This window comes from Caballeronia ptereochthonis (assembly GCF_001545075.1).
GTDB lineage: Bacteria > Pseudomonadota > Gammaproteobacteria > Burkholderiales > Burkholderiaceae > Caballeronia > Caballeronia ptereochthonis.
Genome location: NZ_FCOB02000001.1, coordinates 291,752 through 311,052, shown reverse-complemented (window position 1 = coordinate 311,052; position 19,301 = coordinate 291,752). Strand labels below are relative to the sequence as shown.

The 19,301-nt window shown below is 65.9% G+C and carries 20 protein-coding genes and 2 tRNA genes; 11 read left to right on the top strand and 11 right to left on the bottom strand.

Features of this window, described 5'->3' with window-relative positions; translation table 11 throughout:
- Nucleotides 1-8 precede the first annotated feature (8 nt).
- Both AWB83_RS01420 and AWB83_RS01415 read right to left on the bottom strand, forming a co-directional pair.
- Entirely contained in the window at nt 9-833 is an 825-nt protein-coding gene (locus tag AWB83_RS01420; protein ID WP_087042459.1) for a GNAT family N-acetyltransferase, read from the bottom strand.
- A gap of 140 nt (nt 834-973) precedes the next feature.
- Entirely contained in the window at nt 974-1,432 is a 459-nt protein-coding gene (locus tag AWB83_RS01415; RefSeq protein WP_087042458.1) for a SixA phosphatase family protein, read from the bottom strand.
- A gap of 135 nt (nt 1,433-1,567) precedes the next feature.
- Here AWB83_RS01415 and AWB83_RS01410 point away from each other — a divergent pair.
- The 3 genes from AWB83_RS01410 (at nt 1,568) to AWB83_RS36645 (ending at nt 2,366) form a co-directional block, all read left to right on the top strand.
- A tRNA-Pro gene (locus AWB83_RS01410) sits at nt 1,568-1,644 on the top strand.
- A gap of 96 nt (nt 1,645-1,740) precedes the next feature.
- Nucleotides 1,741-1,911 carry a hypothetical protein gene (locus AWB83_RS36650; protein WP_167389044.1) on the top strand — a complete coding sequence of 57 codons (171 nt, stop codon included), beginning with the start codon at nt 1,741-1,743 and terminating at the stop codon, nt 1,909-1,911.
- A gap of 302 nt (nt 1,912-2,213) precedes the next feature.
- Nucleotides 2,214-2,366, top strand: coding sequence for a DUF2147 domain-containing protein (locus AWB83_RS36645; protein WP_167389043.1), 153 nt, complete (start codon nt 2,214-2,216; stop codon nt 2,364-2,366).
- Nucleotides 2,367-2,399: 33 nt separating this feature from the next.
- On the opposite strand, the gene AWB83_RS01405 is transcribed toward AWB83_RS36645, so the two are convergent.
- The 3 genes from AWB83_RS01405 to AWB83_RS01395 form a co-directional block, all read right to left on the bottom strand.
- Nucleotides 2,400-2,720, bottom strand: a complete 321-nt coding sequence (locus tag AWB83_RS01405; RefSeq protein ID WP_096059345.1) for a hypothetical protein — start codon at nt 2,718-2,720, stop codon at nt 2,400-2,402.
- A 29-nt stretch (nt 2,721-2,749) separates the two neighbouring features.
- Nucleotides 2,750-3,442, bottom strand: a complete 693-nt coding sequence (locus tag AWB83_RS01400; protein ID WP_087042456.1) for a peptidoglycan DD-metalloendopeptidase family protein — start codon at nt 3,440-3,442, stop codon at nt 2,750-2,752.
- A gap of 124 nt (nt 3,443-3,566) precedes the next feature.
- Nucleotides 3,567-4,469: an aldose epimerase family protein gene (locus tag AWB83_RS01395; RefSeq protein WP_087042455.1), complete on the bottom strand. Its 903-nt coding sequence runs from the start codon at nt 4,467-4,469 to the stop codon at nt 3,567-3,569.
- A gap of 567 nt (nt 4,470-5,036) precedes the next feature.
- Here AWB83_RS01395 and AWB83_RS01390 point away from each other — a divergent pair.
- The 3 genes from AWB83_RS01390 to AWB83_RS01375 all read left to right on the top strand — a co-directional run bounded on the left by AWB83_RS01390 (nt 5,037) and on the right by AWB83_RS01375 (nt 6,887).
- Nucleotides 5,037-5,867: an undecaprenyl-diphosphate phosphatase gene (locus tag AWB83_RS01390; protein WP_087042570.1), complete on the top strand. Its 831-nt coding sequence runs from the start codon at nt 5,037-5,039 to the stop codon at nt 5,865-5,867.
- A gap of 92 nt (nt 5,868-5,959) precedes the next feature.
- Nucleotides 5,960-6,036, top strand: a tRNA-Arg gene (locus AWB83_RS01385).
- Between the two features lie 395 nt (nt 6,037-6,431).
- Nucleotides 6,432-6,887, top strand: a complete 456-nt coding sequence (locus AWB83_RS01375; protein ID WP_087042453.1) for a response regulator — start codon at nt 6,432-6,434, stop codon at nt 6,885-6,887.
- 27 nt (nt 6,888-6,914) lie between these two features.
- Here the strand turns inward: AWB83_RS01375 and AWB83_RS01370 are convergent, their stop codons facing one another.
- Both AWB83_RS01370 and AWB83_RS01365 read right to left on the bottom strand, forming a co-directional pair.
- Nucleotides 6,915-8,165, bottom strand: coding sequence for a cyanate transporter (locus tag AWB83_RS01370; protein WP_087042452.1), 1,251 nt, complete (start codon nt 8,163-8,165; stop codon nt 6,915-6,917).
- Nucleotides 8,162-9,352 carry an amidohydrolase family protein gene (locus AWB83_RS01365; protein WP_087042451.1) on the bottom strand — a complete coding sequence of 397 codons (1,191 nt, stop codon included), beginning with the start codon at nt 9,350-9,352 and terminating at the stop codon, nt 8,162-8,164. The genes AWB83_RS01370 and AWB83_RS01365 overlap by 4 nt, the downstream gene beginning before the upstream one ends.
- A gap of 174 nt (nt 9,353-9,526) precedes the next feature.
- On the opposite strand from AWB83_RS01365, the gene AWB83_RS01360 reads away from it, so the two are divergent.
- Nucleotides 9,527-10,228 (top strand): GntR family transcriptional regulator, encoded by a 702-nt coding sequence (locus AWB83_RS01360; protein ID WP_087042569.1) that lies wholly within the window; start codon nt 9,527-9,529, stop codon nt 10,226-10,228.
- Between the two features lie 82 nt (nt 10,229-10,310).
- Here the strand turns inward: AWB83_RS01360 and AWB83_RS01355 are convergent, their stop codons facing one another.
- Nucleotides 10,311-11,873, bottom strand: a complete 1,563-nt coding sequence (locus tag AWB83_RS01355; protein WP_087042450.1) for an acid phosphatase — start codon at nt 11,871-11,873, stop codon at nt 10,311-10,313.
- 247 nt (nt 11,874-12,120) lie between these two features.
- On the opposite strand from AWB83_RS01355, the gene AWB83_RS01350 reads away from it, so the two are divergent.
- From AWB83_RS01350 to AWB83_RS01340, 3 genes are all read left to right on the top strand, one after another.
- The gene (locus tag AWB83_RS01350; RefSeq protein ID WP_087042449.1) at nt 12,121-13,485 is read left to right on the top strand and encodes a cytochrome-c peroxidase; all 1,365 of its coding nucleotides are present in this window, start codon (nt 12,121-12,123) and stop codon (nt 13,483-13,485) included.
- Nucleotides 13,486-13,633: 148 nt separating this feature from the next.
- Nucleotides 13,634-14,032, top strand: a complete 399-nt coding sequence (locus AWB83_RS01345) for an RT0821/Lpp0805 family surface protein (RefSeq protein WP_087042568.1) — start codon at nt 13,634-13,636, stop codon at nt 14,030-14,032.
- A 19-nt stretch (nt 14,033-14,051) separates the two neighbouring features.
- A complete protein-coding gene (locus AWB83_RS01340) occupies nt 14,052-14,501 on the top strand; it encodes an NUDIX hydrolase (RefSeq protein WP_087042448.1) in 450 nt (149 codons plus the stop codon).
- Between the two features lie 18 nt (nt 14,502-14,519).
- On the opposite strand, the gene AWB83_RS01335 is transcribed toward AWB83_RS01340, so the two are convergent.
- Together AWB83_RS01335 and AWB83_RS01330 are read right to left on the bottom strand one after the other, a co-directional pair.
- Nucleotides 14,520-15,509: a transporter substrate-binding domain-containing protein gene (locus AWB83_RS01335; RefSeq protein WP_087042447.1), complete on the bottom strand. Its 990-nt coding sequence runs from the start codon at nt 15,507-15,509 to the stop codon at nt 14,520-14,522.
- A gap of 120 nt (nt 15,510-15,629) precedes the next feature.
- Nucleotides 15,630-17,339 (bottom strand): glutamine--tRNA ligase/YqeY domain fusion protein, encoded by a 1,710-nt coding sequence (locus AWB83_RS01330; protein ID WP_087042446.1) that lies wholly within the window; start codon nt 17,337-17,339, stop codon nt 15,630-15,632.
- A gap of 382 nt (nt 17,340-17,721) precedes the next feature.
- Between AWB83_RS01330 and AWB83_RS01325 the strand changes: the two genes are divergently transcribed.
- Nucleotides 17,722-17,934, top strand: a complete 213-nt coding sequence (locus tag AWB83_RS01325; RefSeq protein WP_087042445.1) for an ornithine carbamoyltransferase — start codon at nt 17,722-17,724, stop codon at nt 17,932-17,934.
- Nucleotides 17,935-17,961: 27 nt separating this feature from the next.
- Here the strand turns inward: AWB83_RS01325 and AWB83_RS01320 are convergent, their stop codons facing one another.
- A complete protein-coding gene (locus AWB83_RS01320) occupies nt 17,962-19,182 on the bottom strand; it encodes a CaiB/BaiF CoA transferase family protein (protein WP_087042444.1) in 1,221 nt (406 codons plus the stop codon).
- Nucleotides 19,183-19,301 lie beyond the last annotated feature (119 nt).

Genomic DNA, 19,301 nt, shown 5'->3' with positions numbered 1-19,301 from the left:
CCTGATGCTCAGCGCCCCTGCACGTCGCCGATGAAGTGACGCGCGTAGCGCGCGTTGATCTCGGAGAGACGGAAGAGCGTGAGGAAGTCGGCCGTGTTGAAGTCGGGATCCCACGCCGGCGCGCCGCAGATCTTCGCGCCAAGCCGCAGATAGCCCTTCACGAGCGGCGGCGGGCTCACACTGGCGCCCGTGCGCAACTCCTCGACCGGCAGCGGCGTATGCGGGAAGGCACGGTATTCGGGCGCGGTGAGCGCATCGGCGGGAAGCGAGCAATAGAGATTCGCGGCGTAGTGACCGCCGTCGATCATGCCGACGCTCGCGCAGCCGAGCATCGTCTCGTAGCCGTTCTGCATCATGTACGCGGCGAGTCCGCCCCACAGCGACATGATCACCGCGCCGTTGCGATAGTCGGGATGCACGCACGAGCGGCCCACCTCGACGAGCTTCGGGCGAAGGTGCGTGAGGCGCGACACGTCGAACTCGCTCTCGGCGTACAGACGGCCGATGCGCGCCGCCTGATGCGGCGGCAGCACGCGATACGTGCCGACCACTTGCAGCGTGTCGAGATCGCGCACGAGGAGGTGATCGCAGTAGGCGTCGAAGGCATCGACATCGAGGCCGGCGGGGCCGGAAAGGCGCGCGCCCATCTCTTCGGAGAACACGCGATAGCGCAGGCGCTGCGCGTCGCGCAGGGCGTCTTCGTCGCGGGCCCACGAGACTTGCAGGCGCTCACGGCCCGTGACGGTTTCCGAAGTGCGCGGAAGGTGGCGGCGCGAATCGAGCGAGAGCGATGACGCTCCGAGTTGCAGGAAAGGCGTCGGCAGATCTTGCATTGGCGTTCCTCGACAGGACGTGTCTGTGGCTTGAGTCCTCGCCAATGTAGTAATGCGCGATGACGCTCGCATGGCATCGCAATGACGTTTCGATGAAACGACATCAGGATGAATACGAGCTTACGCCGCCTGCCCGGCGCTCAGAGCAGGTCCGGCGTGATGACCGCGCGCAGCACGGTCTGGCCGTCGCTGCCGCGGGTGCGCGACTGGAACCACCAGACGCCCGACTTCTTGATCGACCATTCGGCTTCGTGACCGGTCATGAGCAGCGCGGCCACGCGCCCGAGCGTCGGCTGATGCCCGATCACGACGACCGTCTCGCCGATGCCGTCGGGCCAGCCGGTGGCATCGAGCACGGCCTGCGCGCCGTTGCCGGGCGCGAGCGCATCGACTACGCGATAGCGGTCGCCGAACGCTTCGGCGGTCTGGATCGTGCGCGTGGCGGGACTGGCGAGAAAGATGGCGTCGTCGCCGACGCGCGGCTTCAGCCACTTCGCGATGCCTTGCGCCTGCTTGCGTCCGCGTGGCGTGAGCTGTCGCGCGAGGTCGCTCGACGCATGATCTTCCGCTTCGGCGTGGCGCCAGAGAATGAGGTTCATCGATCGTCTCCGGTGATGGGGTTCGCTTCCGGCTTTCTCTTCGACGAGCGCATTGCGTGCACGAGGCCCCGGTTTCGGCACGTGCGAATCCGACGTTGCGGGCGCGCATCAAGCACGTTACAATCTGCGGCTCGACGGAGCGTAGCGCAGCCTGGTAGCGCATCTGATTTGGGATCAGAGGGTCGAAGGTTCGAATCCTTTCGCTCCGACCACGATACACGAAGGGGTTACAAGTTACGGCTTGTAACCCCTTTGTCTTTCATCCCTTCGTCTTTTCCGACGCTCACTCGACGCCAACCGGGAGCTTCATGCCGCGTATCGTTCTCGCCTTCGTCTGTGCCGCATCCGTCGCGCTCGGCCTGTCCGCTTGCGCCGATTCCACCAGTCACAAGCATCCGCCGCAGGATCCACCCGACTACAAGGGCGTGCCGACGGACATGACGCCGCCGATGATCATCGCGCCGGCGCAACCGCAATAATTTCCCGCAGAGAAAGCGAAGCCCCGATGCGGGCACACCGGGGCTTCTGACCCGCGCCTGCCGTTCGCGCGGGGAGTCGGGCACGGGCTGACCTCATTCTAGGAGTGCCTGCCGCGCGCGGCTGTATGCGCTTGTTTCGGAGCGTAACGGGTTGAAAGACAGGACGTCCCGCGCCCTGCGTGCGCGACCCAACGCAGCAAGGTCGGAAAGGGCTACCTACCGCACACAGTGGAGGAGTCGTTCAAGCGAAAAATTTACCTGGCATGTATCATCCAGCAAACTTGTTTCAAATTGTATCTGCCATGAATCTGCTATGGGTCTTCGCCGCCGTCGCGCCGCTTGCTCTGGCATCGCTCATTGCGTTCGCCGCGCATATCGACCCGCTGTCGGGTCACTGGCGCACGCCTGACGCCAAGCGCCACGAGGACGCCGCCGCGAGCGCCTCCGACATCTGACGGCGCGCGCCGGTCAGACAAAACCGGCAAGCGTCATTGCTTGCAGCGGATCACCATCGAGCGGTTCTTGATGTTCGCCCCGAAGATCCCGCCTACCGAGCCGCCGGCCGTTGCGCCATTGTCGGCATCCTTCGAAATCACGTCATAGCCGTACGCGCCGCAGGTTTCGCCCGCCTGCTTGTAGCAGGCAGCCCAGGTCGTGCTCGCGTCGCTGCCGCTGCAGTTGATGGCGAAACCGGTGTCGCCGGAGGGCAGGTAGGTCATCGTCGTCGTATGCGCGCATCCGGCGAGCGTTCCCGTCAGAGCCAGCGCCGCGCAGATGGCGGCCGCGTTCATCCTCTTCGTCAATCTCATCAATCTTCCTCGTAACGTCCGCCGGGCGTTCAGCGCGGCGGCAGATAGCGCGCCGGGTCCGTCGAGCGGCCCATGTAGCGCACTTCGAAATGCAGCATCGTGCGATTGCTGTCGGTATCGCCCATTTCGGCGATCTGCTGGCCCTGCTGCACAGTCTGGCCTTCCTTCACCAGCAGCACGCGGTTATGCGCGTAGGCGGTCAGATAGTCGTCGTCGTGCTTGACGATCAGCATGTTGCCGTAGCCGCGCAAGCCATTGCCCGCGTACACGACATTGCCGGTGGCGGCGGCGACGACGGGCGTGCCCGCCGCATTGGCGATGTCGATGCCCTTCGAGTTCTTGCCGTCGAAGCCGCGGATCACGCTGCCCTGAGCCGGCCAGATGAGCGACACGCCCGGTCCGGCCTTGTTTGCCGCCAGGGCCTGCGCGCTGGCGTCGCTTTTCGCGCCGCCCGCCGCGCCCGAAGCTTGCGAATCCGCCGCTGTCGCGCTGCCTGCGGGCGGCGCGACGCGCAGCACCTTTCCGACCTCGATGGCGTCGGGGTTCACGAGCCCGTTCCATCGCTTGATGTTCGCGACCGTGGTGCGGTTTTCGCGAGCGATCTTGCTCACCGTGTCGCCGCGCTCCACGCGGTAGAAGCCCGGCGCCACCGGGCCCGAGCCACAAGCGGCCAGTACCGCGATGAGCGATGCGCAGACGAGCCGTCGAATTCCTTTATGCAAACCTGACCTCGCAAAGCGTCGCCGCGCCAGGTCGGGAACACGGCCGCGCGGCGAATCGAAAGCCAGGATTTTACCGTCTCGGGTTTCCCCGAACAGAAAGGCGCCTCGAGCGAGCGCTCACGCCTTACTCGCCGGGCGTGACGACGAGCCTCAGCGACGCCGTCTCCGTCTTGCCCGGCGCGAGCCAGCGCAGGCCTCGGCCGTTGTGGATGGCGTCGGGCAGGCCGATCCACGGCTCGACGCAATAGAAGTCCGAGGTGTCCGATTCCGTCCACGTCGTGACGGCGTACCACGGCACCGAATCGGGCTGATTCAGCTCGAAGCTGACGGTGCGCCTGAGCCCCGGCAGATTCAGCAGCACGGGCTCGTCCGATTGCCGCGTGAGGCAGTGAAAGGTATCGACGATACCCGGATCGGCCAGCGAATAGCGCGGCAGGCCCGGCTCGGCCTCGCTGATGGAGCCGTCCGGAAGCTGGCGGCGCCGTTCCGTGCGCGGCAGCTCGACGCTGCTCTCGCCGCGCTCGCCGTGCGGCAAGTGGAAGTAGAAGTGATGCCCGGCGTACCAGGGCAGCGCGACTTCGCCCGGATTCGACGTCGTGAGCTCGACCTCGAGCGTGCGCGCATCGACGATGCGATACGCCGCCTCGAAGCGGAACGCGAACGGATAGCCCTCGCGGGTCGCGTCGCTGTCGACGAGCGTCATGCGCAGGCCGTGGCCGTCCGCATCGCGCGTACAGGAGAAGGGCAGGTTGCGCGCGAAGCCGTGGGTCGGCAGCGCATGCACGTTGCCGTCGGGATCGCGCCATTTGCCGATTTCGCCGTCCACGAAATGCCGCCCGAGGAACGGGAAGAGCAGCGGATTGCCGCCGCGGATCTTCGCGGGATTGGACCAGTCGGGCGCGTCGGGCCAATGGATGACCGGCTCGCCGCCGACGCGCCAGGTCATGAGCCGCCCGCCCGCGTGCGGCGCGAGCAGGATTTCGGCGCCGTCGCGCTCGATTTCGATGACGTCTGTTTCCGGTGACATGATGGCCTTGCACTCCGTTGAATGACGCGATGCCGCGCGAAAAAGCGGCGCGGCTCGCAAGCCGAGAATTCTGCCTTGGAATTTTCTACGGAAAAACCCTTTGCGGGAAATTGCGACTGACCAACGGTCATTCGATATGTTGTTATATGCTCCCAATGTTGGAAATCAGACGGACAAGGAACAACCATGGATCTGGCGATGGCAATGGGAGTCGCGATGTTCGGCCTCTTCGGCGCGAGCACGGCAATCTTTCTCTACAAGCTGAAGGCCTGAGCGTCAGTCGCGGTCCTCGGACTCCGAGCGGCGCTCCGGACGCGTTTCCTTTCGAATGTGTCGCATCTTTCTTTCGGTTGCTCTTCGTTTTGCCGACGATTGACTGTCGGTACAATTTGTGTGCGGTAAACCCTTGGCGCCCGATTTCGCCACCGGCATAATCGGTCCGGTTTGCGCGCCGTACCAACTTTTCCTTCCTGCTTCTTCTTCCCCGTTCGCTTCGTCTGGCTTCGCGCGATGCGAGGGATGGAATTGCACGGCGCGTCCTTCATCTCTCAAGAAAAGGACCGACGCGTGACTCTGTGGTTTCTCGTATTCCTGAGCGTGCTCCAGGGCGTGACCGAACTTTTTCCGGTCAGCAGTCTCGGCCATACGCTGCTCGTTCCCGGCCTGATCGGCATGCATATCGACAAGCATGCGCCACAATTGCTGCCGTTTCTCGTCGCGCTGCATCTCGGCACTGCGATCGCGCTGCTCTGGTATTTCCGTGACCGCTGGATCGCGCTGATCCGCGGCTTTTTCGCGTCGCTCGGCGGCCGCCGCAACGACGACGGCCACATGATGTGGGCGCTCATCATCGGGACGATTCCGACGGGCATCGTCGGACTGCTGCTCGAAAAGCGGCTCGAGGCAATTTTTCACGATCTGCGGATCGTGGCGGCGGCGCTGATCGTCAACGGCGCGCTGCTGTGGTTCGGCGACCGTCTGCAGAAAAGCCGCGCGATGCGGGCGCCCGAGAAGCTCACCTTCAGGCAGGCGTTCCTGGTCGGCCTCGCGCAGATCGGCGCACTGATTCCCGGTTTTTCGCGCAGCGGCCTGACGATGATCGCGGGCGTCGGCGCGGGCCTGACGGCCGAGGCGGCCGCGGAGTTTTCGTTCCTGCTCGGCACGCCGATCATCTTCGCGGCGGGCGTGCTCGAACTGCCGAAGCTCTTTCACGCGCCCGGGCAGTTGTTCGACTCGGTGCTGGGCGGCGTGCTGACGGGCATTGCGGCGTACCTGAGCGTGCGCTTCCTGATGCGCTACTTCGAAGGCCACGGCAAGCTCGCGTCGTTCGGCGTGTATTGCGTGATCGCGGGGGTCTGCTTCCTCGGCTGGTTCATGATGCATCCGCAGCCGGTGTGACGGACACGGGACGCGCGCGGCGGCGAATGAGGTAAAATCGCCGTCTCTTCCGATCGACGGCCCTGCACCTGTACGGGCCGCGTTCCGGTCATCCGCCCTTAGCTCAGTTGGATAGAGCAACGGCCTTCTAAGCCGTAGGTCACACGTTCGAATCGTGTAGGGCGGGCCAGCTGATTTTTGCGTCACGCCCAGTCGTCATGACTGGGCTTTTTGCGTTTCGGGTTCCGCGCAGGGACCTGGCCGGCGATATGGCCATATCTCCGAATATCGCATATCGACTGACCATTGCTTCGTGCTGCGTATCAACTCCATGATGCGAAAAATGGAGCGTGCGAATGTCGATTCCCCTCCGCTGGCCCGCTTCCTGCCCATCCCGGCATCGTGCCTTCACGAGCGCGCGCGGCCGCTCCCCGCAATCCCGCGCCTCGCAACGCATCGGAAGAAATTAACCGTCTCGTACAGGATGGCCCGCCGCCCGCTTGCGGTGCGCGCGTGCGTCATGGTGGCGCGCGGCGCGCCATAACGGTGACGCGGCGCACGCCTCATCGATGGAAGAGGGATGACTTGAACAATCGAGCATACGAAACCAGCCCGGCGCAATGCTCGCTATGGAACCGCAAGCAGATGCGCCTGCAACCGGAAGCGCGGCGGGTGCTGCTTGCGTTGCCGGAGCGCGTGCTCGGCGCATCGCTTGCCTCGCTGTTCGAACTGAAGGGCTTTCCGGCGCAACTTGCGGTGGATGCATCGTCGCTCAGGCGCGCGATCGAAGCGTGGCGTCCGCATGTGCTCTTCCTCGACACGCGCGTGAGCGGCTGCGGCAACTACGCCCTGGCGCGCGAGCTGCGCGAAGCCGAGGACGGCGCGGGCCGCCTCATCATCGCGATGAGCGGCTTCCTGCCCGAAGAGCCGATCGCGTTGCTCAAGGAAGCGGGCTACGACGGCCATTGCCGCCGCCCCTGTCCCGTGTGGCAGATGACCGATTTGCTCGACGAATTCTTCGCGTGCCACGCGGTCCGTTGAGCGTGCCGCGCGGTCCGTCGAGTTCGCCTAGCGCGCGAACGTGCCCGGCGCGGCCCGGCGCCGCACGTGGTCGCGCTGGTGCATCGCGCGTGCATAGCTGTTCGGCCCGAAGACGAGATTGAGCGCGATCATCGCGACGAGGCTTGCGGCGAGCATCGTCCACGACATCGAGAAGCTGCCGCTGACATCGCGCACGATGCCCGCGACGACCGGCGCAAGCGCCGCGATGACGAAGCCCACGCCCTGCACGAACGCGACAAGCCGCGCGGCGAGCTCGGGATCGTCGGCGTGATCCAGCGTCAGGACGAGCGTGAGCGCGAACACGCCGCCGAGGCCGCCGCCGAGCAGCGCGACCGCCGCGATGGGCGCGGCGAGCGGCGCGAAGAGCAGCAGGCCGAAGCCGAACAATTGCGCGACAAGACCCGCCGCGATCCATGGACGCCGGTCCTTCTCGTGTCCGAACCCGCGCCCGAAGCGCGAGGCCGCCATCGGCAGCAGCAACGCCGACGAAGCCTGAAAGACCGTGAGCATCGCGAGCAGCGCGCCGCTTTCGCTCACGCCGCGGCCGAGTTGCTGATAGTACGCCGGCATCCACGCGACGAGACTCGTATAGCCGCCGTTGACGAACCCGAAGAAGATGCCGAGCATCCACGCGCGACGGTTGAGAAAGAGTGAGGGCGCAGGCGCCGCGCGGCGCGTCGACGATGCGCGGGGCAAAGCATCGACGCGCATCAGCATCAGCCACACTGCCAGCGCGATGAGCGCGGGCAGCGCCCAGAACGCGAGCCCCGCCTGCCACGACGCGCGCGACGCCACGCCCGGCGTGATGCTCGCGCCGAGTCCGCCGCCCGCCATGATCGATGCGGAATAGAGGCCCATCGCGAAGGGCAGGCGCGTGGCGAAGCGCGTCTTCATGACGCCGGGCAACAGCGCCTGAATGATCGCCACGCCGGTGCCCGCGACCGCCGCGCTGGCGATGAGCGCAACCGCATTCCCGGCGAACAGCCTTCCCGCGCAGGCCGCGACGATCGCGATGAGGCCGATCGCCACGCCGCGCGCATTGCCGATCGCGCGCGAGAGCGCACTCGCGCCGAACGCGCACACGCCCATCGCGACGACGGGCAGCCCGGTCAGCATCGACGCGCCGCGGAACGACAGACCCGTCGCGGGCAGGATCACGCCCATCAGCGGGCTGATCGACGTGAGCAGCGGCCGCAGGTTCAAACCGATCGCGACGATCACCGCAAGCCAGACGAGGTTCGAGGTGCGCGGGTTCATCGTGTGAAGTCCGCTGAAATCGGCGTGCCGTTCGCCATGACGAAGCGGCGCGGCGGACGCATCGCGACGGCCTGCGCGACCGTTTCGGCATCGACGAGCACGAGGTCCGCGCGCATGCCGGCCGCAAGCCCGTATCGCGCGAAACCGCAGCCGCGCGCCGCTTCGCCTGCGACGCAGTCGAATGCGGCGGCGAGATCGTCGTCGCGGCGCAGGTCGTAGCGCATCGCGATGAGCCTCGCGCGCTCGAGCATGTCGGGCGAACCGAAGGGCGTCCAGGCGTCGCGGATGCCGTCGTTGCCGCCGAAGAGCATCACGCCCGCCGCGCGAGCCTCACGGAACGGCGGCACGGAAACCGGGGCGGGCGCGGTGGTCAGCAACGCGACGTTCGTGCGCGCGATGCGTTCGAGCAGCGCGCCGCGCCGCGCATCGGGCAGCGCGCCGAGGCAGAACGCGTGACTCACGACGACGCGTCCCTGGAGCCCGAGCGCTTCCACGCGATCGAGCAGCAGCTCGAACGTGAACGCGCCGAGCTCGCCGGGCTCGTGCAGATGGATGTCGATGGGCTTGCCGTGCTTCGTCGCGAGTGCGAACGTGATGTCGAGCGACGCCGCCGGATCGCCGTCGATGGCGGCAGGATCGAGCGCGCCGAGCACGTCGGCGCCATGCGCCAGCGCGGCGTCGAGCAATTCGCGCGTGCCGGGGCGCTTCATCACGCCCGATTGCGGAAAGGCGACGATCTGCATGTCGAGCACGTCGGCGAGCGCCGCGCGCGTCGACGCGACGCCCTCGAGATGACGCAGCCCCGCGTCGGTATCGATATCGACGTGCGTGCGCAGGCGCGTCGTGCCTTCGCGCAGGAACGCAAGCGCGAGCGCGCGCGAAGCCTTCGCGGCGTCGTGGCCGCTCTCGGCGCGCCAGCGCCGCTCGTTCTCGATGCGATCGACCAGTCGCGGCCCCACCGCGTTGCGATACCACGGCATGCCCCACGTGGTCTTGTCCAGATGCGTGTGCCCTTCGATGAAGCCGGGCAGCAGCAGCCCGAGCGCGCCGTCGATGACGGTGTCGCCGGGCGCGGGCTGGCGCTCGCCGTGCGGCAGAATCGCGTCGATCGTCGCGCCGGCGATGCGCACATCCGCTGGCGCGCCTCCGAACGGTCGCGCGTTGACGATCCATGTCGATGGTTTCATACGATCTGGCCCTCCTGCTTTCCGACAATTTGGTTGACCATTTTACAGGTTTATGGTCAACCAAGAATACGGCGAGCCTGATAACCCGGATTCGTTCGCGCCGGTGGGCCGCGCATCGAGCCAGCGGCCGATGCACTCGCTACAATGCGAGACAACACAAGCACGACAGGCATCATGGCATCACGCAAGGACACTTCACCGAACGAAACGCCGCCCGACGAGCGCGTCTACGCGGCGATCACATCCGCGCTTCTGCACGGCAGGCTCGCGCCGGGCGCGCAGCTCGTCGAGCGCGAGCTCGCCGCCGCATTCGACTGCACGCGCGGCACGATCCGCAAGGTGCTGGCGCGGCTCGGCGCGGAAGGCAAGCTCACGCTGGAGGTCAATCGCGGTGCGTTCGTGCCGTCGCCGACGGTCGCCGACATCCGCGAGGTCTATCGCGCGCGGCAGGTGGTGGAGGCGGGGATCGTCGCGGCGCTGTGCGGCGGCCTGAGTGCGCCGACGAAACGCGCCTTGCGCGCGCACATCAGGGCCGAGCGGCGCGCGGTGAAGGCGGGCAGCGTGGAGGAATGCGTGCGCCTCGCGGGGCACTTCCATCTGCTGCTCGCGGAACTGGCGGGCGCGCCGGAGGTGCACGCGTTTCTTGCCAAGCTCGTCGCGAAGACCGAGCTGTACAAGGCGCTGTTCGATCCGTCGAAGGTGTCGAACTGCGCATCGGACGAACACGGCCGTCTCGTCGACGCGCTGGAAGAAGGCGAGCTCGATGCCGCGCTCGCGACGATGCGCGCGCATATCGGCGAACTGGAAGCTCGCGTGCTCGCGCAGGCGGGCGGAGCGCAGACGAGCGATCTGGCGGCGCTGTTCGCCGGCGCGTGAGGCGCCGGCAATCGAACGAAAACGGGCCGCGGCGTAAAGACCGCGGCCCGTCCCGTAGCACGGCCTTTGCGACGCGCGCTGCTTACCGCGAGAAGTCGAGCGCGCTGGTCAGGTCGCCCATCGCCTTGCCGCCGTTCGCGACGAGCGCGTCGTCGCGCGACTTGAGGCCCGGCAGCTCCGGCAGGTTGAAGCGCTTGGTGATGAAGCGCAGGATCGACGTGGTGTCGTACTGCGTGTGATCGACGAAGCCCTTTTTCGCGTACGGCGAAACGATGAGCGCCGGAATACGCGTGCCCGGACCCCAGCGGTCGCCCTTCGGCGGCGCGACGTGATCCCAAAAGCCGCCGTTTTCGTCGTAGGTCACGATGACAACCATGTTCTTCCACTGCGGGCTGTTCTGCAGATGGGAGATCAGATCGGCGATGTGCTGGTCGCCCGATGCCACGTCGGTGTAACCCGCGTGCTCGTTCAGGTTGCCCTGCGGCTTGTAGAACGCGACTTGCGGCAGCGTGCCCGCGTCGATTGCCTTGATGAACTCGGAACCGTTCGTGCCGCCGTCGAGCAGGTGCTGGGCGCGGTTGGCCGTGCCCGGCGCGAGATCGGCGAAGTAGTTGAACGGCTGATGGTGCGTCTGGAAGTTCGGCACCGAGTTCGTCGCGCCGCCGATGACCGTGCGGCTCTGCAGCGCCGCGCCCCACGATCCGCCGTACCACGCCCAGCTCACGCCGGCGTTGTTCAGCAGGTCGCCGATATGCTGCTGCGTCTGCGGCGGCAGCGTGGTGGCCACGCTCGGGTCCGCGAGCGCCGGATCGCCGCCGGAAGCCGGCGCGTTGCCGCTCGGCTGATACGGCGGCTGCATCGTGTTGACCGCGTAGAAGTCAGGCGTGAGGTTGCCCGAGTTCACGAACTTCGGAATGCCGCTCAGCGCCGACGCCGGCGAGTTCGACGCGACCGTGAGCGACACGCCGTCCGGATTCACGACCGAGATCGATCCCTTCGCGACGCTGGTATTCGCGTTCGGATACGTCGGCGTGCATGCGCAGACGAGCCACTGGTGATTCAGAAAAGAACCGCCGAACGCGCCCATGAAGAAGTTGTCCGCGAGCGTGTACTGCTGTGCGATCTTGTAGAGCGGCAGCTTGTCGGGCGGCGTGTCGTAGTGGCCCATCACGAGGCCGCCGGAGTCGGCCCATGCGGCGAACTTGTCGTTCTTGCCGCCGTCGATCTGCATCTGGTTCTCGTAAAAGCGGTGATACAGGTCGCGCGTCGTGACGTTGAGCTGCGTGTTGAAGCCCTTGGGATCGTCGATCGCGAACGGCGCGTTCGGCAGGTTCGCCGTCATCGCCTCGGTGATCACGGGCGTCACGCCGGTCGCCGTCAGGCCGGTCCAGATCTTCGGCAGGGTCGCGAGCACGCTGCCGTCGCGATCGAGCTGCTGCGCGCTGGCGGCCGTCACGTTCTGCAGGCCGTTTGCGCCCGGGAAGTGCCCGTACAGGTTATCGAAGCTGCGGTTTTCCGCGTAGATCACGACGACGTTCTTCACCGAGGAAATGTCGTTGTCGTGATGGTCGTCGCCGCCGCATGCATAGAGGCCGAATGCGGCAGTGGCCAGAAGCGGCACCGCGCAAACGAGTTTCTTGTTCATTGGGATTCTCTCTTGTGTTGGGGACCGGCGCACGACGCGAGCTTCGTCGTCAAAAAGCCTTTGCCCGCCGGCGTGCGCAGTGTGGCAATTCACTTTGACGCGGCAATGTAATAAGGCTTTCGAATGCGTAATGTCTGCCTGATTAATTGCAGGCAGCGGCGGCGATGTGGCGCGGACGAGGCTTGTCATCTGAGAGACACACGCACGACATACGCTTCGGCATCTTTCAATTCCGCGCCGCAACTCCATGTCTTCGATGCGTCTGCCGTTTGTTCTCTGTTTCCTCGCGCTCGCCGCCTCGTGCGTGGCGGTGAGCGGCTGCGATTCGCGCGCGGCCAGCACGAACGCGAGCGGGCAGATGCAGGCGGCATCGAGCGCAGCCGTGCAGGCGGCGGCGAACGCGGCGCCGCGTGGTCAGACGCGCGCGGAGGTGTATGCGCATGTGAAGCAGATGACGGCGCTCGGCGAGAAGCTCTTCTTCGATCCGTCGCTGTCGGGTTCGGGCAAGCTCGCTTGCGCGTCGTGCCATAGCCCGAGCCACGCTTTCGGACCGCCCAACGCGCTGTCCGTGCAGCTCGGCGGGAGCGACATGCGTCAGCCGGGCTTTCGTGCGGTGCCTTCGCTCAAGTATCTGCAATCGGTGCCGGCGTTCACGCGGCACTTCCACGATTCCGACGACGAAGGCGACGAAAGCGTCGATGCGGGCCCGACCGGCGGCCTGACGTGGGACGGCCGCGTCGATCACGGCTCGGACCAGGCGCGCATTCCGCTGCTGTCCTCGTTCGAGATGGGCAGCACGCCCGCGAAGGTCGCCGAGGCAGTGAAGGCCTCGCCCTATGCCGAGGATTTCCGCCAGGCATTCGGCGCGCACGTGTTCGACAACGACGACAAGGCGTTCGCGTCGGTGCTGGAATCGCTCGAAGCGTTCGAGCAGACCCCGGGCAAGTTCTATCCCTATACGAGCAAGTTCGACGCGTTCCTCGCCGGCCGCGCGAAGCTCAACGACGCCGAGCTGCACGGGCTCGAGCTCTTCAACGACGAGAAGAAGGGCAACTGCGCGTCGTGCCACATCAGCCAGCGTGCGAAGGACGGCACGCCGCCGCAGTTCAGCGACTTCGGCCTGATCGCGCTAGGCGTGCCGCGCAACCGCGCGCTGCCGGTCAACAGGAACCCGAACTTCCACGATCTCGGCGCATGCGGTCCCGAGCGCCGGGACCTGAAGGGCATGGACGAGTACTGCGGCATCTTCCGTACGCCGTCGCTGCGCAACGTCGCCACGCGCAAGACCTTCTTCCACAACGGCATCTATCACTCGCTGGAAGACGTCGTGCGCTTCTATGTGGAGCGCGACACGAACCCGGAGAAGTTCTATCCCGTGTCGAAGCAGGGCGTCGTGCAGAAGTTCGACGATCTGCCGAAACGCTACTGGGACAACATCAACACCGATCCGCCGTTCGATCGCAAAAAGGGCGACAAGCCCGCGCTCGACGAGGCCGAGATCAGGGACGTCGTCGCGTTTCTGGGCACGCTCACCGACGGCTACGATTCGGCAAAGGACAAGGACGCGCAGAAGGGCACGGGCATCGACGAGATGAAGTCCGCCGCCAACTGACCGCGTGCAGCCGGGCGGGGCGGCCGAAAGCTCCGCGTCATGCTATCCTCGTTGCGGCCCGCTCACGCGGGCTGACGTTGGTGAATCGCCGTTGCCGCTCTGGTTGCACAAGCAGGCGGCCATATTCATTCGCAACGAGGAGAACCCAATGCCGATCGAACATCGAGCCCTCGCTCGCGCGTCTCTTCTGACGATCGCGGCCGCCTCGCTCGTCGTCGTGTGCGCGGAAGCCGGGGCCGCCAATCTGGGCTTTCTGAACAACACGCCGATCACCTACATGAAGCAGCGTGACCTGCAGGCGCTCAACAACGCCGCGCAGAAAGCGCTCGACACGAAGCAGGACGGCGAATCACTCGACTGGAACAACAAGGGCACGGGCAACACGGTCCCGATCGATGGCACGGTAACGCCGCAGAACTCCTTCGAATCGGACGGCGTCAAGTGCCGCAAGATCACGCTCGTCGCGCGCGCCAAAGGGCAGACGCAGACCTGGACGCCGGTCGCCTGCAAGGCAAGTGACGGCAAGTGGAAACTCAAGAAACAGTGATGAACGGGGAACGCGGTCGATGACCGGCCGCACCATATCGTGCGGCGTGGTCATCCTGAACACGCAAGGCGACGTGCTGCTCTGCCACGCTACGGAAACCTCGCACTGGGACGTGCCCAAGGGCGCGGCCGACCCGGGCGAAAGCCCGCGCGAGGCGGCGTTGCGCGAGCTCGTCGAGGAGACGGGCATCGTTCTGCCTGCCGAGCGTCTGAAGGATCTCGGCCGCTTCGTCTATCGCCGCGACAAGGACCTGCATCTCTTCGCCGTGCGCGTGAGCGACGACGAAGTGCAGCTCGAGAACTGCGTGTGCGAGTCGTATTTCCCGCGCTACAGCGACGGCACGATGATCCCCGAGATGGACGCGTACCGCTGGGTCAGCCCGGCGGAAGTGGACCAGTTCGCGAGCCGCAGCCTGGCGCGGCTCTTTCAGACCACGCTTTTGCTCGCGGAACTGCACGACACGCTCTGACGGGCTTCGGTCCTTCGATCAGTCCGGCGTGCGGTCGTTGGGATTGGCGAAGAGCGCCTTCATCTCCGGCGACATCGGGAACTGCAGGTTCACGCCGTCCGGCGGAATCGGGCGCATGAACCAGGTGTCGTAGAGCTTCGCCGCCTCGCCCGAGCGCTGCATGCCGGCGATCACGTCGTCGACGATGCGCTTGAACACCGGATCGCCCTTTCTCATCATGCAGCCGTACGCCTCGTTCGCGAGCGACGTGCCGGTCACCGTATATTCGTTGCGCGCGGCGCCTTCCTGCGCGATCTTGCCGTAGAGAAGCGGGTCGTCCATCACGAACGCGACCGCGCGATCGGACTTGAGCGCGGCGAACCCTTCCGCATGATCGCGCGCGCTGATGATGCGCAGGTTGAGCTTCCTGTCGATGCTCATCTGCCTCAGCATGCGCTCGTCCGACGTGCCCGCCGTGGTCGCGACGGTCTTGTTCGCGAGATCGCTGTAATCGCGGATGCCCGACTTCTTCTTCACGGCCATGCGGATGCCGTACTGAAAGAAGCTGTTGGAGAACGCGACGAGCGGATCGCGATCCGCGACGTGCGCGGTCGAGCCGCATTCCAGATCGACCTGGTTGTTGACCACGTAGGAGATGCGGTTCGCCGACGTGACCTGAACGTTCTTCACCGCGAGATTCGGCATGTTGAGGCGCTTCTTGATCTCGTCGACGACCTTGAGCGCGATATCGTACGAATAGCCGACCGGCTGCTGCTTCACCGTGTAGGAGAAGGGCACCGACGATTCGCGCGTGCCGAGCACGATGGCGCCGTTCTCCACGATCTTGCGCAGCGTGGCGGAAGGCGGCATCTGATCGACCGCGGACTGCGCCGTGGCGAGTTCCCCGGCGGTGGCGGCGCGAGCGTCAGCGGACGCGAGCGCGAGCGAAGAGGCGAGGGCGCAGCACGCGCTCAGTGCGGCACTTCGTTGCGCCCGTGAACGGTGCGCGAAGGAATGCGGCGGCTTCATGATGTCCTCGTTGGCGGCGGCGAGCGTTGGGTCCGGCCTGATGCTTGAACCTGACGCATCGAGGACGCCGCGTGGCCGCGCGGCGTCCTGTCGGATTTCTGTTGCTTTCGCCGGCCGATGTCAGGCCGGCTTGCCCCAGCTGTCGCGCAGGCTGACGATGCGGTTGAATACAGGCCTGCCCGGTTTCGAATCCACGCGGTCCGCGACGAAGTAGCCGTGGCGCTCGAACTGGAAGCGGTCTTCTGCGTTCGCGTCGCGTGCGCTCGGCTCGAGGTACGCGTTCACGACGCGCTTCGAATCCGGGTTGAGCGCGTCCAGGAACTCGGCGCCGCCCGCGCCGGGCTGCGGCTCCTTGAAGAGACGGTCGTAGACGCGCACTTCGGCCGCATAGGCGGTGGCCGCGCTCACCCAGTGGATCGTGCCCTTCACCTTGTACGCGTTCGCGCCTTCCGTGCCCGACTTGCTGTCCGGGAAGTAGTTGCAGTGAACGGCGATCACGTTGCCGTTCTCGTCCTTGTCCGCGCCCGTGCATTCCACGACGAAGCCGTACTTCAAACGCACCTTGTTGCCCGGAAAGAGGCGGAAATAGCCCTTGGGCGGCGTTTCCTGGAAGTCCTCGCGCTCGATCCACAGTTCGCGCGAGAACGGGAACGTGCGCGTGCCGCGATCCGGATGATGCGGATGCACCGGCGCGCTGCACTCCTCGCTCTGTCCTTCCGGATAGTTGTCGATGATGAGCCTGAGCGGATCGAGCACGCAGATCGCGCGCGGCGCCTTCTCGTCGAGATCGTCGCGCAGCGCGCCTTCGAGCACGCTCATGTCGATCCAGGAATCGACCTTGGTCACGCCGACGCGCTCGACCATCAGGCGGATGCTTTCGGGCGTGAAGCCGCGCCGCCGCACGCCCACGATGGTCGGCATGCGCGGATCGTCCCAGCCGTCTACGTGGCCTTCCTGCACGAGTTGCAGCAGCTTGCGCTTGCTGGTGATCGCGTAGGTCAGGTTCAGGCGGGAGAATTCGATTTGCTGCGGAAGCGGGCGCTGGAACACGCCGTCGTCCGCGAGTTGCGCGAGGAACCAGTCGTAGAGCGGGCGATGATCCTCGAACTCGAGCGTACACAGCGAATGCGTGATGTTCTCGATCGCATCCGACACGCAGTGCGCGTAGTCGTACATCGGGTAGATGCACCACTTGTCGCCGGTACGGTAGTGATGCGCGAAGCGGATGCGGTAAATAACCGGGTCGCGCATGTTGAAGTTCGGCGACGCCATGTCGATCTTCGCGCGCAGCACGTGCTCGCCTTCCTTGAACTCGCCCGCCTTCATGCGGCGGAAGAGTTCGAGGTTCTCTTCGGGCGTGCGGTCGCGATACGGCGAGTCGATGCCGGCTTCGGTGGCCGAGCCGCGCGTCGCGCGCATTTCCTCGGCGGTCTGGCTGTCGACGTACGCCTGGCCCTTCTTGATGAGCATCTCGGCGAACTCGTACAGCTTGTCGTAGTAGTCGCTCGCGAAGTACTTGTGTTCGCGGCCGTCCTTCTTCCAGTCGAAACCGAGCCACTCGACGGCGTCGATGATCGAATCGACATATTCGACGCTTTCCTTCTCGGGGTTCGTATCGTCGAAGCGCAGATGACACACGCCGCCGTAGTCCGCTGCGAGGCCGAAATTCACGCAGATGCTCTTCGCATGGCCGATATGCAGATAGCCGTTCGGCTCGGGCGGAAAGCGCGTCTCGACGCGCTGCGACCATTTGCCGGAGCGGTTGTCGTCTTCGATGATGTTGCGAATGAAATTGGATGGCGCCGGGGCGTCGTTGCGATCGGTGTTCATGCGAAAAAGAGTGCCAGCGGATGCGCTCGCGCGCGTGAGCTCGGGTAAGCGTTCCGCACTCGGAGACGCGTACGAATGACTTGAATATTGTGTCGATTCTACCTTACGCAACCGTCGGGGACAGGCTGCGGCGCCTTTCCGCCACGGCTTGCCGGTAGTTTCGTCGCGCGATTCACACAGGTTCGGCGTTTCGCGAGTTCCGTTACACGGATGACGGCGCGACACGCCGATCGTAACCACCGTAACGGGACGTAAATCGCGTTGAAAGGCGCACGCGCGGACTTTTAAGATCGGCTCGCCTGCTCGATCGAGCCCGCTGCACCGGCCCGATCCGCTGCAAAAAAGCACAACACATCAAAACGACAACAGAAGGAAGCCAACCATGAACAAGATCGCCATCACGACTCTCAAGCTCGCGGCCGCCGCCGCGCTCGTGTCGAGCCTCGCGGCCTGCGCGAACGTGTCGCGCCAGCAGGCTCACGCCGGGGTCGGCGCGGCCGCGGGCGGCGCGCTCGGCTATCTGATCACGGGCGGGCCGGTCGGCACCGTCGCCGGCGCGGCGGCGGGCGGCCTGATCGGCGCGGGCGTGCACTGACCGGCCGCCGATCGTCCCGCCGGGCGCTCAGATCGCCTTCGATGCGCGCAGCCGCGCGATTTTCGCCTCGTCGTAGCCGAGGACGTCGGCGAGCACGCTCGACGTGTGCTCGCCGAGCAACGGCGGATGCGTGCGCGCCTCGGGCGGCGTCGCGCTCATCTTGATCGGGCTCGCGACGAGCTTCACCGCGCCGGCCGTCGGGTGCGGCAGCTCGATCTGCATCCTGCGCGCGAGCACCTGCGGGTCCTCGAACACCTCGCCCAGATCGTTGATCGGCCCGCACGGCACGCCCGCGGCCTCGAGCGCCGCGAGCCATTCGTGCTTGCCCTTCGAGCGCACCATCCCGGCGAGAATCGGCACGAGCACATCGCGATTGCGCACGCGCGACGGATTGGTCGCGAAGCGCGGATCGTCCGCCAGCTCCGCGCGCCCGCCCGCCTCGACGAACTTGCGGAACTGCCCGTCGTTGCCCACGGCGACGATGATCCAGCCGTCGCTCGTCTGGAAGGTCTGATACGGCACGATGTTCGGATGCGCGTTGCCCCAGCGCACCGGCGGCCTGCCGCTCGCGAGAAAATTGGTGTTCATGTTGGCGAGCATCGCGACCTGCACGTCGAGCAGCGCCATGTCGATGTATTGCCCTTCGCCCGTGCGGTCGCGGTGCGCGAGCGCGGTGAGCACGCCGATTGTCGCGTACATGCCGGTCATGAGGTCGGCGATCGCCACGCCCGCCTTCTGCGGGCCGCCGCCGGGCTGCCCGTCGCGCTCGCCGGTGATGCTCATGAACCCGCCGATGCCCTGCACGATGAAATCGTAGCCGGCGCGCTGCGCGTACGGCCCCGTCTGCCCGAAGCCGGTGACCGAGCAATAGACGATGTCCGGCTTCACGTGCTTGATCGTCTCGTAGTCGAGCCCGTACTTCTTCAGCTGCCCGGCCTTGTAGTTCTCCAGCACGACATCGCTTTGCGCGGCCAGCTCCCGCACGATCTGCTGGCCCTCGGGCGTGGCGATATCCACCGTCACCGAACGCTTGTTGCGGTTCGCCGCGAGGTAGTACGCGGCCTCGCGCGTGTCCTCGCCGTCGGGGGTTTTCAGGTAGGGCGGGCCCCAGTGGCGCGTGTCGTCGCCGGTTTCGGGCCGCTCGATCTTGATGACGTCCGCGCCGAAATCGGCGAGGGTCTGCGCGCACCACGGTCCCGCCAGCACGCGGGTCAGGTCCAGCACGCGGATATGGCTCAAGGCTCCCATTCGTTTGCTCGCTTCCTTTTCGCTTGGATATCGTGGCGTTCCGTGACGCCGGTTTCGCGACTGTCGCACAGAACGGCCGTGCGCGCGACCGCCGGCGACGCCGGGAAAGCACCCGTGGA

Coding starts and splice junctions, on each gene's coding strand:
- AWB83_RS01420 (WP_087042459.1), bottom strand. CDS start 833: ATGCAAGATCTGCCGACGCCTTTCCTGCAACTCGGAGCGTCATCGCTC.
- AWB83_RS01415 (WP_087042458.1), bottom strand. CDS start 1,432: ATGAACCTCATTCTCTGGCGCCACGCCGAAGCGGAAGATCATGCGTCG.
- AWB83_RS36650 (WP_167389044.1), top strand. CDS start 1,741: ATGCCGCGTATCGTTCTCGCCTTCGTCTGTGCCGCATCCGTCGCGCTC.
- AWB83_RS36645 (WP_167389043.1), top strand. CDS start 2,214: ATGAATCTGCTATGGGTCTTCGCCGCCGTCGCGCCGCTTGCTCTGGCA.
- AWB83_RS01405 (WP_096059345.1), bottom strand. CDS start 2,720: ATGAGATTGACGAAGAGGATGAACGCGGCCGCCATCTGCGCGGCGCTG.
- AWB83_RS01395 (WP_087042455.1), bottom strand. CDS start 4,469: ATGTCACCGGAAACAGACGTCATCGAAATCGAGCGCGACGGCGCCGAA.
- AWB83_RS01370 (WP_087042452.1), bottom strand. CDS start 8,165: ATGAACCCGCGCACCTCGAACCTCGTCTGGCTTGCGGTGATCGTCGCG.
- AWB83_RS01365 (WP_087042451.1), bottom strand. CDS start 9,352: ATGAAACCATCGACATGGATCGTCAACGCGCGACCGTTCGGAGGCGCG.
- AWB83_RS01360 (WP_087042569.1), top strand. CDS start 9,527: ATGGCATCACGCAAGGACACTTCACCGAACGAAACGCCGCCCGACGAG.
- AWB83_RS01355 (WP_087042450.1), bottom strand. CDS start 11,873: ATGAACAAGAAACTCGTTTGCGCGGTGCCGCTTCTGGCCACTGCCGCA.
- AWB83_RS01350 (WP_087042449.1), top strand. CDS start 12,121: ATGTCTTCGATGCGTCTGCCGTTTGTTCTCTGTTTCCTCGCGCTCGCC.
- AWB83_RS01345 (WP_087042568.1), top strand. CDS start 13,634: ATGCCGATCGAACATCGAGCCCTCGCTCGCGCGTCTCTTCTGACGATC.
- AWB83_RS01340 (WP_087042448.1), top strand. CDS start 14,052: ATGACCGGCCGCACCATATCGTGCGGCGTGGTCATCCTGAACACGCAA.
- AWB83_RS01335 (WP_087042447.1), bottom strand. CDS start 15,509: ATGAAGCCGCCGCATTCCTTCGCGCACCGTTCACGGGCGCAACGAAGT.
- AWB83_RS01330 (WP_087042446.1), bottom strand. CDS start 17,339: ATGAACACCGATCGCAACGACGCCCCGGCGCCATCCAATTTCATTCGC.
- AWB83_RS01325 (WP_087042445.1), top strand. CDS start 17,722: ATGAACAAGATCGCCATCACGACTCTCAAGCTCGCGGCCGCCGCCGCG.
- AWB83_RS01320 (WP_087042444.1), bottom strand. CDS start 19,182: ATGGGAGCCTTGAGCCATATCCGCGTGCTGGACCTGACCCGCGTGCTG.